12 protein-coding genes are annotated in these 12551 nt (G+C 41.2%); all 12 read right to left on the reverse strand.

Features of this window, described 5'->3' with window-relative positions:
• On the reverse strand, window positions 1–900 hold the full coding sequence (locus PNIG_RS14725; protein ID WP_011329305.1) for a Dyp-type peroxidase: 900 nt from the start codon (window positions 898–900) through the stop codon (window positions 1–3).
• A gap of 50 nt (window positions 901–950) precedes the next feature.
• Window positions 951–2000, reverse strand: a complete 1050-nt coding sequence (locus tag PNIG_RS14730) for an ABC transporter ATP-binding protein (protein WP_086997672.1) — start codon at window positions 1998–2000, stop codon at window positions 951–953.
• On the reverse strand, window positions 2001–3632 hold the full coding sequence (locus PNIG_RS14735) for an ABC transporter permease (protein ID WP_089368780.1): 1632 nt from the start codon (window positions 3630–3632) through the stop codon (window positions 2001–2003).
• On the reverse strand, window positions 3633–4637 hold the full coding sequence (locus PNIG_RS14740; RefSeq protein ID WP_089368781.1) for a Fe(3+) ABC transporter substrate-binding protein: 1005 nt from the start codon (window positions 4635–4637) through the stop codon (window positions 3633–3635).
• A gap of 727 nt (window positions 4638–5364) precedes the next feature.
• The gene (locus PNIG_RS14745) at window positions 5365–6792 is read right to left on the reverse strand and encodes an NAD-dependent succinate-semialdehyde dehydrogenase (protein WP_011329310.1); all 1428 of its coding nucleotides are present in this window, start codon (window positions 6790–6792) and stop codon (window positions 5365–5367) included.
• A gap of 236 nt (window positions 6793–7028) precedes the next feature.
• Window positions 7029–7367, reverse strand: a complete 339-nt coding sequence (fdx, locus tag PNIG_RS14750) for an ISC system 2Fe-2S type ferredoxin (protein WP_011329311.1) — start codon at window positions 7365–7367, stop codon at window positions 7029–7031.
• Between the two features lie 11 nt (window positions 7368–7378).
• Window positions 7379–9241: a Fe-S protein assembly chaperone HscA gene (gene hscA, locus PNIG_RS14755; protein WP_011329312.1), complete on the reverse strand. Its 1863-nt coding sequence runs from the start codon at window positions 9239–9241 to the stop codon at window positions 7379–7381.
• Between the two features lie 52 nt (window positions 9242–9293).
• Window positions 9294–9821 (reverse strand): co-chaperone HscB, encoded by a 528-nt coding sequence (hscB, locus tag PNIG_RS14760; RefSeq protein WP_041454584.1) that lies wholly within the window; start codon window positions 9819–9821, stop codon window positions 9294–9296.
• A 112-nt stretch (window positions 9822–9933) separates the two neighbouring features.
• A complete protein-coding gene (gene iscA / locus PNIG_RS14765) occupies window positions 9934–10257 on the reverse strand; it encodes an iron-sulfur cluster assembly protein IscA (protein ID WP_011329314.1) in 324 nt (107 codons plus the stop codon).
• A gap of 9 nt (window positions 10258–10266) precedes the next feature.
• On the reverse strand, window positions 10267–10650 hold the full coding sequence (gene iscU, locus PNIG_RS14770) for a Fe-S cluster assembly scaffold IscU (protein ID WP_011329315.1): 384 nt from the start codon (window positions 10648–10650) through the stop codon (window positions 10267–10269).
• A 43-nt stretch (window positions 10651–10693) separates the two neighbouring features.
• Window positions 10694–11911 carry an IscS subfamily cysteine desulfurase gene (locus PNIG_RS14775; RefSeq protein ID WP_011329316.1) on the reverse strand — a complete coding sequence of 406 codons (1218 nt, stop codon included), beginning with the start codon at window positions 11909–11911 and terminating at the stop codon, window positions 10694–10696.
• A 24-nt stretch (window positions 11912–11935) separates the two neighbouring features.
• The gene (iscR, locus tag PNIG_RS14780) at window positions 11936–12427 is read right to left on the reverse strand and encodes a Fe-S cluster assembly transcriptional regulator IscR (RefSeq protein WP_011329317.1); all 492 of its coding nucleotides are present in this window, start codon (window positions 12425–12427) and stop codon (window positions 11936–11938) included.
• Window positions 12428–12551 lie beyond the last annotated feature (124 nt).

Below are 12551 nucleotides of genomic sequence, written 5' to 3' on the forward strand. Positions count from 1 at the left end.
TTATAACTGTTTTAAAAACCCAACTGACGGTGCAAAAAACGCAGACCCCATATCGGCTTGAGTAAAATCAAGCCAATGATCATAGCACTCCCCCTCACCTAAACGACTTTTTAATACCTGTTCAAATGCGGTTCCACTGGCCGAGCAAGTAATTGACAGCATTCCTTGCTCGTAAACATCGCCATAAGGCATGCCTTGATTAAGTAATATTGGCTGGCCTTGCTCATCTTTTAATTCACTGCGTTGTGCATGGCTGGTTTCAAGCGCTGGGGCTATAAGAGTGTTGTCTAAGCGAGTGCGACCTATTATTTGCTCTTGCTCATCTAGCGATAGATGCTGCCATACACTTAGATCGTGCTTATAACGTTGCACATGAATATAACTGCCTTGATCCTCAAAGCTACCTGGTTTATTTATTAACGCCGTTGCCCGCTTTTGTCGGCCATGCGGCATTTTGCCACCATAAATAAAACCATTGAAATCGCGACCATCTAAAAATCTAAAATTACGAATTTGTTCCACCAGCTCTACGTCTGGTGCAAATAACTTTAAAATTTGCAGTGCAAATAAATGATTGACGTCTTCGCGGTCTGAACGTATTTGCACAAACAAATCACACGGCTGCACGCTCATTGCGTGTTCATTATGATTTATATTAGGAAAGCTTTGTAGTTCACTGGGGATATACTCTGGCAAAATATGCGGCCAATACTGTGCACCAATAGCCACCATACAAGAAAGCATAGATTCAGAAAACTGATCGCTAAACTCTTCCTCAATAGCGCTTACTTGCTTGAGCTTTGTACGTAATGACTCATCTTGGCCATCAAACACATTAAAAAATAAATGCAAACCGTGTAAGTTTGCTTCAGCACAAATCCCTGATTGCGCTTGTGCCATTGTTATTCCTTAGCTTATAAATAGATAAACACAGCGAATAACAAATTAATTTATGATTCGAAAAAATTCACCGTGTGGGGTTTTATTTTTATTATAACCTGCTCATTTTGAACAAATGACTGGCCATATTGCGCTGCAACTTCTATTTCTTGTTGTGCAATAACTACAGTGTAAACATAAGCCGAACCAATAAAACGACTGCTTAATATGGTGGCGCGTTCACTATGGCTATCTTTTTTATTGTCGCTCATTAGCTCTATTTGATGAGGACGCACATATATTTTTCCTATATTAGCCTGGTGCTGGTGCGCAATAACCGACTCAACTAGGCCAAAAGCGGTTTTATATTCAGTTGCTGTTAACACTTCTGCGCTTAAGTATATGCCCTGACCCAGAAACTCTGCAACCTCCTTTGAGCTTGGTTTAGCAAAAAGCTGTTCTGGGGTGCCCTGCTGAGCTATTTTACCCTGGTGCATAATAGCCAGCGTGTCTGCAAATGCAAAAGCCTCTTCCTTTGAGTGGGTAACAAATACTGCCGACACTTGTTGAGTTTTAATTATGCGGCGAATATCGGCAATTAATTCAAAGCGTACTTGAGTGTCTATATTCGAAAACGGCTCATCAAGTAATAGTAAACTTGGTTTGTAAGCAAGTGCACGCGCAATCGCCACGCGCTGTTGTTGCCCACCCGATAACTGATGCGGATACCTGTCGGCGCAGCCAACTAAATGCACCAGCTTAAGCATTTCATCAACGCGCTGTTGCTTTTGCTCTTTACTCATTTTACTTAAGCCAAAAGCAATATTATGTGCCACGGTTAAATGCGGGAATAACGCATAATCTTGAAACATCATGCCAATATTACGATGCTCTGGCGAGATAAATGTATTGGCGTTACTCACCAGCTTACCATCGATAAACACGCTTCCTTGTTGCGTTTCTATTAGCCCTGCAATTGCTTTTAAGGTGGTGGTTTTACCACAACCACTGGCACCTAACAAACACACTATTTCGTTTTTACCTATGGTTAAATTTAGCTCGTGAATAACCTTAGTACCGTTATATTGATAGCTCACGCCTTGTAAAATCAAACTACTCATTTAACTACGTTGCTCCATAGAACGGTTAATAAAATACAGAGGGATAAATCCAACCAGCACAATAAATAATGCCGATATAGAAGCCAGCTCTAATTGCTCATCACTCACATACTGAAACACATGCGTAGCTAAGCTTTCAAAATTAAACGGCCTAAGTAACAAAGCCGTAGGTAGCTCTTTCATGCATTCAATAAACACCAGCAAAGCCGCAGTAAGCAACCCGCGTCTAAGTAGGGGTAAATGCACCAAACGTAACGTATGGCCTTGGCTTTTGCCCATAGATTGGCTAGCCATGTCGAGAGAGGGGCTAATGCGTAAAAAGCTCGACTCAATCGCGCCATGTGCTACTGCGTAAAAACGCACTACATAAGCAAAAATAATGGTAAATACACTGCCAGTGAGTAACAAGCCTATATTTAAGTCGTATGGCTCAAGCACACGGTTTACAGTATTTTCTAACAGCGTAAGCGGTAATAGCACCGCAATAGCCAGTACTGTTCCTGGTAAAGCGTAGCCGGTGCTAGCTAATCGCCCCGGAATAAGTGGATAATTTTGCTTGGCTATACGTTGATAAAACACCACTAATACACTAAGTAACAGCGTTACTACGCTTACTACTATAGCTACCTTTAAACTTTGCCACGCATAGCTAAAAAACTCACTACTCCATGCTTGATCAAAATAAACAATGGCGTACTTTATTAACACAGCGATAGGTATAACAAAGGCAACAATTAAAATCACACTGCAAAATAGCGTTGCCAGCCAAGCCGACTTGCCTTTTAATATATAAAGCGCTTCACTATTTATACCCGACTGACGCTCAAACACCGCTTGATTACGGCGACTAAAGCGCTCCGTCATTAAGGCTAAAAACAATAGTAATAACATCACGCCCGATATTTTAGCTGCAGCGGTTAACGAGTAATAACCAAACCAAGTATCGTATACGGCAGTGGTTAAGGTGCTTACAGCAAAGTAGCTTACTGTGGCAAAGTCAGCCATGGTTTCCATACTAATTAGCGCTAGCGCAGCTACAATTGCGCCGCGCGATAACACTAAGCTCACCCTAAAAAAACTCTGCCACGACGACAGCCCCATTAACTGGCTAGCCTGTACTAACTTAAAAGACTGCTCACGCAAGGCTGTTTTAAAAATTAAATATAAATAGGGATAAAGCACCAGTGCAAGCATTACAATAGCGCCGGGCAAAGTGCGTATATCAAAAAACCAGTAATCATCCGGCGATTGCCACCCAAACCAGTCTCTGAGAGTATTTTGTACTGGGCCTGCGTAATCAAGCAAGTCGGTATAAACATAGGCAATAATATAGGTAGGCATAGCCAGTGGCAGCATTAACGCCCATTCAAACTGTTTTTTACCCGGGAACTGGCAATAAGCGGTTAGCCAGCCAAGTGGTAAGGCAATAGCACAGCTTAGTACACACACACCTAAAATAAGTAATACGGTATTAGAAATGTAATCCCACAGCACTGTATCCCAAAGATGCGAAAACACCTCTGAGTTACCTTGTAGAGATTCAAATAGCAGAAAAAACAATGGGGTCGACAGTAATAATCCTGTCGACCATGCAAAAAGCTGCCATTTAGACAGCTGAAATTTATAAGTCATTTAAAGATCGAATTTCACCTCATCAATTAGCCTTAACGCTAACGGACGATATTTACTAATTTCATCAAGTGGTAAGCTATCTTCTTTAAAGCTTCCCCAAGATGCAACTAAACTTGATAATTCTACGCCTAGCTTAACCGGATATTCCATATTAATTGAAGCGTACATGTTTTGCGCTTTATTGTCGGTCATATACTCTAGGAGTTTCAAGGCATTTTCAGGGTTTTTAGCGTATTTTGTAATAACTGCACCCGACACATTTATATGCGAGCCGCGATTGATTTGGTTCGGAAAGTTAATATTTACCGCTTGTGCCCATTCTTTTTGGGTTTCATCTTGCAGCATTTTACCTAAATAGTAACTATTGCCAAATGCAAGATCGCACAAACCTTCTTTTACTGCTTTTACTTGCGCTCTATCGTTACCTTGTGGTTTACGCGCTAAATTTGCTTTAACCCCCTCAAGCCATACTTTGGTATCTGCTTCACCATGGTGTGCAATCATTGATGCAACTAAACCCAAATTATACGGATGTTTACCAGAGCGAGTACATATTTGCCCTTTATATTTTGGATCTGCCAAATCTTCATAAGTCAGCTCAGGTAGCGCGCCCACACGCTCTTTTGACGAGTAAACATTACGTACTCGCTTAGTAAGTGCCACCCACTGGCCGTCGCCATCACGAAATGCCGCAGGCACATTGTTATTAATTGCTTCGCTACTAATAGTTTGCGTTAAATCTAAATCTTCAAGTTGGATTAAGGCGCTAAAATTAGACGTTAATACTAAATCGGCTTTGCTGTGTTTACCTTCGCGCTTAACGCGCTCTATTAAGCCTTTATTAGCAAACACTACATTTGTTTTAATACCAGTTTGTTTGGTAAAGTCATCTAAAATTGGTTTTATTAAAAAAGGCTGTCGAAAAGAATAAATATTAACGGACTCAGTTGCAAAAACGGGTGCCGACACAGCCAAACCAACTACAATTGCGAATACTTTTTTCATATTTCCCACCTGAATAATAACTATTATCAATAATTCTACCGTGCCTTACCCAAAAGTGCACACTTTATATAATCTGATCCTGTTAAAATCGCTAAAATAGAAAACCAACGTAAGACATATCCTACAAACGTGACAGCCAATGATGAAAACACAACATGGAAAACCATAACAAACAAAGTAACCAATTGTTTTAATTAAAGTAAATTATTTTAACTATTACGACTATAGCAATTAATTAGCAACCTATACTTCTTTAAAATATCGTACCGCCTATAATTAACTTAACAACCAAGCAGTGATGCTTAACGAGTAAATGGAAACGGACAACTTACTCGACCAACCAATGATTTAGGTTACTAATACAAAACGGATTTTAGGACAGGCTCTAGGAGAGCAGCACAATGGAATGTCTTAAAGGATAGCATCTGGATGATGCGTAAAGGATAGCAACAAAGGATTTACGTTGTTTTACAGGATGTTGAGGAAATAAAGGATACAGGCAGGAGCGCCTACATTACATAGAACTAAAAAGTAATATTGTAATAACAAGGATTTGTAAGAATTTGGAGTTGATTAAGTTCAATTGCAGGATGCAGAAAATTAGAAGATTCCGCAAGCGCGCCTAGAGATAGAGCGCGCTTTTCTTTGCCTAAAATAAATTGCTCAATGTATTTGTACAGCGCCTTGAAGTTGTTTTACTGCAAGCCGCCAAGAGCATATAAACGGTTTAAATTTTAATACACACGTATTTTTCTTCTAGGTACTCATTTAACCCTTGGTGCCCCCCTTCACGGCCAAGGCCCGATTGCTTAACACCACCAAATGGCGCTACAGGGTTAGAAATAACGCCTTCGTTTACACCAATCATGCCAAACTCAAGACCTTCGCTAATGCGATAAACCTGCTTAATATTTTGGCTGTAAAAATAAGCGGCTAAGCCGTAAGGTACGTCGTTTGCTAGGGTAAGTACTTCGCTTTCATCATCAAAAGGAATAATTGTTAATACTGGGCCAAATACTTCTTCATGGTAAATATCCATGTCGGTAGTGACGTTATTTACAATCAACGGGTTTTGAAAGCTGCCACCTAAATCACTGTTATCACCAATCAATACTGCCCCTTTATCTAGTGCGTCTTGTACTAGCTGCTGTACTTTTTCTTTTGCCTTAGGGTAAATAAGCGGGCCGATATCAACATCTGCTGTAAAGCCATTACCGACTTTTAAAGCAGCCACCTTAGGGGTTAGTTTATTTAGTACCGCATCAATAATATTACGCTGAATAAAGATACGGTTTGCAGCAACACAAGCTTGCCCACTATTTCTAAACTTAGCAGCCATTAACCCCTCAATAGCTGCATCGAGGTCTGCATTATCAAAAATAATGAAAGGTGCGTTTCCTCCAAGCTCCATAGAAGTGCGCTTAATAGTACCTGCGCATTGCGCTAATAACTGCTTGCCTACCCCCGTTGATCCGGTAAAAGTAAACTTACGCACTATCTCAGAGTCGGTTAGTATTTTTCCTACTTTTTTAGCATTTTGCGATACTAAGACGTTAAATGCCCCTTTTTCAAACCCTGCTTGATCGGCTAAATAAGCAAGTGCAATAGCGCATAATGGGGTGTGCTCTGAAGGTTTTAATATAAAACTACAACCGGCTGCATAGGCGGGGGCAACTTTACGCGTAATCATAGCAACAGGAAAATTCCATGGCGTGATCCCTGCAACAACTCCTACAGCCTGCTTAAAGCTGGTTAATCTATGGCTATTGTCGGTAGCAGGTATAACATCGCCATAGCTGCGCTTAGCTTCCTCGGCAAACCATTTTATAAAGCCTGCGCCGTAATCAATTTCGCCCAATGCTTCTTTAAGTGGTTTACCTTGCTCTTTGGTCATTAACTCTGCAAGCGTTTGCTTGTGTTTTATAACTAGCTCATACCAGCGCATCAAGGTTTCGCTTCGCTGCGTAGCATTGGTTGCTTTTAATTTAACAAATGCGCTTTGAGCAGCAACTATTGCATTATTTACACCCTGCTCATCAATATCGCTTACATCAACAATGCTTTTTTCGGTAGCAGGATCATCAACACTAAAGTGTGTGTCTGTTTTATAAAATTCACCATTAATAAACGAGTCAGAAAAAATAAGATTACTCAAAATAAACCTCCAAATTACGTTTAAGGTGTTAGCTTTTAATGCGTGACATAGAGCCAAGGCTAACTTTTTAGATAAATCTGCGCGAGGTAAACTCCCGCCTACGGGTAACACTATGTAGATACAAGTCGGGGTTTTATGCCGCGCTTTGTGTGCGCGAGATAAACTCTTGCCTACGGTTTGCAAACAAAAAAGCCGCTGTATTAAACAGCGGCTTTTATTATATTAATCGTTAAAAGCTAGTGCTCTTCATTAACTATATTAACGTTATACTTAGGTATTTCAACCACTAGGTCTTCATCTCTAATAATTGCTTGGCAACCTAAGCGCGACTCTGGCTCTAAGCCCCATGCTTTATCAAGCATATCGTCTTCTAACTCGTCGCTTTCTTCTAGCGAATCAAAGCCTTCGCGGATCACTAAATGGCACGTGGTACACGCACATGACTTTTCACATGCGTGAGCAATGCTAATGCCATTTTTAAGGGCAACATCAAGAACCGTTTGACCACTAGGTGCTTCAATTGCAGCGCCATCTGGACACAATTCTGGATGGGGAAGAAAAATAATTTGTGGCATTCTAATCTCTCTTAAATATTGTCTACTGACTGCCCAGTAAGAACTTTTTTAATTGATGCATCCATTCTGCGTGCGGCAAAATCGCTGCTGGCGTTATCCATTTTTTCAATCGCGGTTTTAATCTCGTTTGGTTGCTGCGCATTCTCACGCACTTTTACCAACTCTGCAATTTCAGCTCGTAAATATGCTAGTTGCGCTTCGTCAAGTAAACCACTGTCACTCGCAAGTGATGCCTCTAGTGCTTCAATTACACGTAGTGCTTCTACTTGTTGCTCTTTGAGCATACGCGCTTGCATATCGCCTTTAGCGTTGCTCATTGACTCTTTTAGCATATTAGATACTTGGTCGTCTGATAAACCAAATGACGGTTTAACTTGAATATCTGCTTGTACGCCTGTCGATTTTTCCATTGCCGATACGCTAAGTAAACCATCGGCGTCTACTTTAAACGTAACCCGAATATGTGCAGCACCCGCAGTCATTGGCGGAATACCTTTTAAACTAAACTTAGCAAGAGAGCGACAATCGTCTACCAATTCGCGCTCACCTTGTAGTACGTGCAACGACATGGCTGTTTGGCCATCTTTAAAAGTAGTAAACTCTTGGGCACGTGCTACTGGAATAGTGGTATTACGTGGAATAATTTTTTCCACCAAGCCACCCATAGTTTCAAGACCTAGCGATAGTGGTAATACATCAAGTAACAACATATCTGAATCAGGTTTATTACCTATTAACACGTCTGCTTGCAACGCAGCGCCTAACGCTACAACGCGATCGGGATCAATTGACGTTAATGCTTCTTTATTAAAAAACTCACTAACTTGGCTGCGAACTAATGGCATGCGAGTAGAGCCACCCACCATAATTACTTGCAGCACTTCTTCGTTCTCAATACCAGCATCTTTTACAGCACGGCGACAAGAACGAAGCGTTTTTTTAACGAGTGGTATCGCAAGCTCGTCAAGTTTTTCGCGGGTCACTTCAACCATGTGTTTCTCATCATCAAACTCAAGCCCAACATTAACAGTTGAGTATTGGCTTAATGCTTCTTTACAGGCTTTAGCTTTATTAATAAATAAGCGCAGCACCGCTGGAGATAAAGTGGTTACACCCGTTTGCTGCTTTAAGTAATCAACAATCAGTGAGTCAAAGTCATCGCCGCCTAGGCTTGAATCGCCACCGGTAGCTAATACTTCAAATACACCTTGGTGCAAGCGCAAAATTGATATATCGAAGGTGCCACCGCCTAAATCGTAAACAGCAATAATACCTTCTTGACCCGAGTCTAAACCATAAGCAACAGCGGCTGCCGTTGGCTCGTTTAATAATCGCAGTACGTTAATACCTGCAAGTTCAGCGGCATCTTTTGTACTTTGGCGCTGAGCGTCATCAAAGTATGCCGGTACAGTAATAACTGCACCTAATATTTCTTGATTACCAAAGCTTTGTTCTGCACGGGCTTTTAATGCAGCTAAAATATGGCTAGATGCTTTAACTGGGCTGATTTTTCCAGCAGCTGTTTCTATGGCAAGTGCACCATCGTGCTGACAAAATTGATACGGTAGTTGCCCATAGCTTTGTTCTATTTCTGCTTGGGTTTTACCTAAAAAGCGCTTAACTGAAATTAGCGTATTAACGGGATCTTGCGTTGCTGATTTTACAGCTTCGCTGCCTACAGTGATCCCACCCGCCTGATAGCGCACTACCGAAGGAAGCATTGCTTCACCTAAGTCATCTGTTAAGGTGCGTGCTTCGCCACTTTGTACCGTGGCTACCAATGAGTTAGTTGTACCTAGGTCAATACCTATGGCTAGTTTATGTTCATGTGGTGCCGCGCTCTGCCCCGGCTCAGCAATTTGCAATAATGCCATAATATTTTTTAAACTCGCTTTACCTTGCTTTATAAATTAGCAAGTTAGGTGATTAGTCATCAAATAAACTGTCTTCAATACGCTCTAGTTCGTCACGTAGTTTATAAACAAATTTTAGTTTACGAACATTATCTGCAGCAGCTTGGTATTGCTGCTCGTCGTTACTTGCTAATTGCTGTGCAAGTTGTGCACTGTATTGTTCGTTAAGTTGCTTGATTTGCTTTTCAAAATTAGCGATTGCAGTGTCAGGATCGCTCGCTGACGTTAGCTCTTCTAACTCTTCGCGAAGTTCCATTTGCTGCATTAAAAATGCCGGATCTTGCAAGGTTTGTTGCTCAGCACGAATATCGACACCCAACTCACTTAACATATATTCGGCACGCTTTACTGGGTGCTTTAATATTTGTAGTGCGTCGTTAATTTCTGCGGCGCTTTGCACGGCCATTAATTTATCGCGACTGCTGGCGTTGGCATGGCGATCGGGGTGCACTGCACGCTGTAGCTCTAAGTAGTGCTTGTTAACTATTACTAAATCAATATTGTAGTCAACTGGTATTGCAAATAACTCAAAATAGCGCATAACTTCAACCAATAATATTCAGAAATTAATTTCAAAAATAACAAAGCCCTACGTTTATTGGCAGGGCTTGTTTTATACCCAAGTAACTTAGGTATTCAAAACACGTTTAAATTTAAACGGTAAAGCTTTCGCCACAACCACACTCGTCAGCTTGATTAGGGTTAGTAAATTTAAACCCTTCATTCAAGCCTTCTTTAGTGTAATCGAGCTGCGTGCCGTCAATGTAAACTAAGCTTTTAGCATCAACAATTAAGGTAACGCCTTTTGCTACAAATGTTTCGTCGTCGTCGTTTAGCTCGTCAACAAACTCAAGTACATAGGCAAGACCTGAACAGCCCGTCGTTTTAATGCCAACGCGCAGGCCTAAACCTTTACCGCGATTTGCTAAAAATGATTGTACGCGGTTTGCTGCCGCATCTGTCAATGTCACTGCCATGGAACTCTCTTACTTCGCTTGTTTACTTTTATAATTTGCAATTGCTGCTTGAATTGCATCTTCGGCTAAAATTGAACAGTGAATTTTCACTGGTGGTAACTCTAGCTCTGCACTTATATCAGTATTTTTAATAGTCGCTGCTTGCTCTAGTGTTTTGCCTTTAACCCACTCTGTTACCAGTGAAGATGAAGCAATTGCACTACCACAACCATACGTTTTAAATTTTGCATCTTCGATAATACCATCGGCAGATACTTTAATTTGTAACTTCATTACGTCACCACATGCTGGTGCGCCTACCATACCCGTTGCCACTGACGGATCATTTTTGTCTAAAACACCTACGTTACGTGGGTTTTCTACGTGGTCGATTACTTTATCACTGTAAGCCATAATTCTATCCTCACTACCTGCTAGGTATGTACTCGCACTATTATTAGTGGTGAGCCCATTCAACTGAATCTAAATCAATACCTTCTTGATGCATCTCCCAAAGTGGAGACATTTCACGTAGGCGACCGATAGAGTTTTTCATTAATTCAACGGTGTAATCAATCTCTTCTTCGGTGGTAAAACGACCAATACTAAAACGAATTGAGCTATGTGCTAATTCGTCGTTACGGCCAAGTGCACGTAAAACATAAGAAGGCTCTAAGCTTGCTGACGTACAGGCTGAACCTGACGATACTGCAATGTCTTTTACTGCCATTAGTAACGACTCACCTTCAACAAAGTTAAAGCTGATATTTACAATGCCTGGTACTGATTGGTCTTGTGTACCGTTAAAGTACACTTCTTCCATATCACTCATAATACCGTCAATTAAGCGCTTACGTAGGGCGCTTATATGTGCATGGTCTTTTTCGAAATCTTGCTTAGCAACTCTAAACGCTGTCCCCATACCCACTAACTGATGCGTAGCAAGTGTGCCAGAGCGCATACCACGTTCGTGACCGCCACCATGCATTTGTGCTTCTAGGCGAGCGCGCGGTTTACGACGAACGTAAAGTGCACCAACACCTTTAGGACCATATACTTTGTGGCCTGAGAACGACATAAAATCAACTTTAAGCTGTTGTACGTCAATTAATACTTTACCTGCGCTTTGCGCTGCATCTACGTGGAACATAATTTTACGTTCGCGACACATTTCGCCAATAGTAGCGATATCTTGAATTACACCTAGCTCGTTATTAACATGCATGATGCTTACAAGTACGGTGTCGTCGCGCATAGTGTCGGCAAGTTTTTGTAAATCAAGTAGGCCGTTTTCTTCAACGTCCATATAGGTTACTTCAAAACCTTGACGCTCAAGCTCACGACACGTGTCGATTACAGCTTTGTGCTCAGTTTTAGCGGTAATAATATGCTTACCTTTCTTTTTGTAAAACTGTGCAGCGCCTTTTATTGCTAGGTTATTTGATTCAGTTGCACCCGAAGTGAAAACAATTTCACGTGGGTCTGCATTAATTAAATCAGCAACATCGGTACGCGCTTGATCGACCACTTCTTCAGCTTGCCAACCAAACCTATGTGAACGTGACGCAGGATTTCCAAAATTACCGTCCATTGTCAGGCATTGCATCATTTCTTTGGCAACACGTTCGTCAACAGGCGTGGTTGCTGCGTAATCTAAATAAATCGGTAACTTCATTTCTCTCTCCGCTGCAGGTCAACCTTAAAGTTGACAGCTTACTTGAATATTTTCCAACTGCTTAATTGCATCATTAACACTGTTATCTTGGCGTAATGCGATTTCTTTCACATCAGATTTCTCTACCAATTCAGCAAGGGTAATATTATCTAAAAATTCTTCTATTCGTGCGCTTAATTCTGACCACAAATTGTGAGTTAAACAGCGCATACCACTTTGGCAACCTATATCACTTTTTTGGCAACGTGTTGCATCAACTGACTCATCTACTGCATTTATCACATCACCAACAGAAATAGCGTCCGCTTTACGCCCCAATAAATAACCACCGCCAGGGCCGCGAACAGAGCTTACCAAACCGTTTTTACGTAAACGGGCAAACAACTGTTCAAGGTAAGACAAAGAAATTTCTTGTCGCTGTGAAATATCAGCAAGGGCAACAGGACCTACACCTGTGTGCAGTGCAACATCCAGCATAGCTGTAACGGCATACCTGCCTTTTGATGTTAACTTCATAACGCCCTCCGCACAAAAGAGTGCAAATTTTAATTACCAGAGTAAATTAGTCAAGTATTAAAACTTAAAACCAGTTCTTAGCTAAACACGTAATACCTGAGTGTTTTACTCAAGTATTACGTCC

The organism is Pseudoalteromonas nigrifaciens, from assembly GCF_002221505.1.
GTDB lineage: Bacteria > Pseudomonadota > Gammaproteobacteria > Enterobacterales > Alteromonadaceae > Pseudoalteromonas > Pseudoalteromonas nigrifaciens.

Excerpts from the sequence above, each read along its gene's own strand:
- PNIG_RS14725 (WP_011329305.1), bottom strand. The coding sequence starts at position 900 with ATGGCACAAGCGCAATCAGGGATTTGTGCTGAAGCAAACTTACACGGT.
- PNIG_RS14730 (WP_086997672.1), bottom strand. The coding sequence starts at position 2,000 with ATGAGTAGTTTGATTTTACAAGGCGTGAGCTATCAATATAACGGTACT.
- PNIG_RS14735 (WP_089368780.1), bottom strand. The coding sequence starts at position 3,632 with ATGACTTATAAATTTCAGCTGTCTAAATGGCAGCTTTTTGCATGGTCG.
- PNIG_RS14740 (WP_089368781.1), bottom strand. The coding sequence starts at position 4,637 with ATGAAAAAAGTATTCGCAATTGTAGTTGGTTTGGCTGTGTCGGCACCC.
- fdx (WP_011329311.1), bottom strand. The coding sequence starts at position 7,367 with ATGCCACAAATTATTTTTCTTCCCCATCCAGAATTGTGTCCAGATGGC.
- hscA (WP_011329312.1), bottom strand. The coding sequence starts at position 9,241 with ATGGCATTATTGCAAATTGCTGAGCCGGGGCAGAGCGCGGCACCACAT.
- hscB (WP_041454584.1), bottom strand. The coding sequence starts at position 9,821 with ATGCGCTATTTTGAGTTATTTGCAATACCAGTTGACTACAATATTGAT.
- iscA (WP_011329314.1), bottom strand. The coding sequence starts at position 10,257 with ATGGCAGTGACATTGACAGATGCGGCAGCAAACCGCGTACAATCATTT.
- iscU (WP_011329315.1), bottom strand. The coding sequence starts at position 10,650 with ATGGCTTACAGTGATAAAGTAATCGACCACGTAGAAAACCCACGTAAC.
- PNIG_RS14775 (WP_011329316.1), bottom strand. The coding sequence starts at position 11,911 with ATGAAGTTACCGATTTATTTAGATTACGCAGCAACCACGCCTGTTGAC.
- iscR (WP_011329317.1), bottom strand. The coding sequence starts at position 12,427 with ATGAAGTTAACATCAAAAGGCAGGTATGCCGTTACAGCTATGCTGGAT.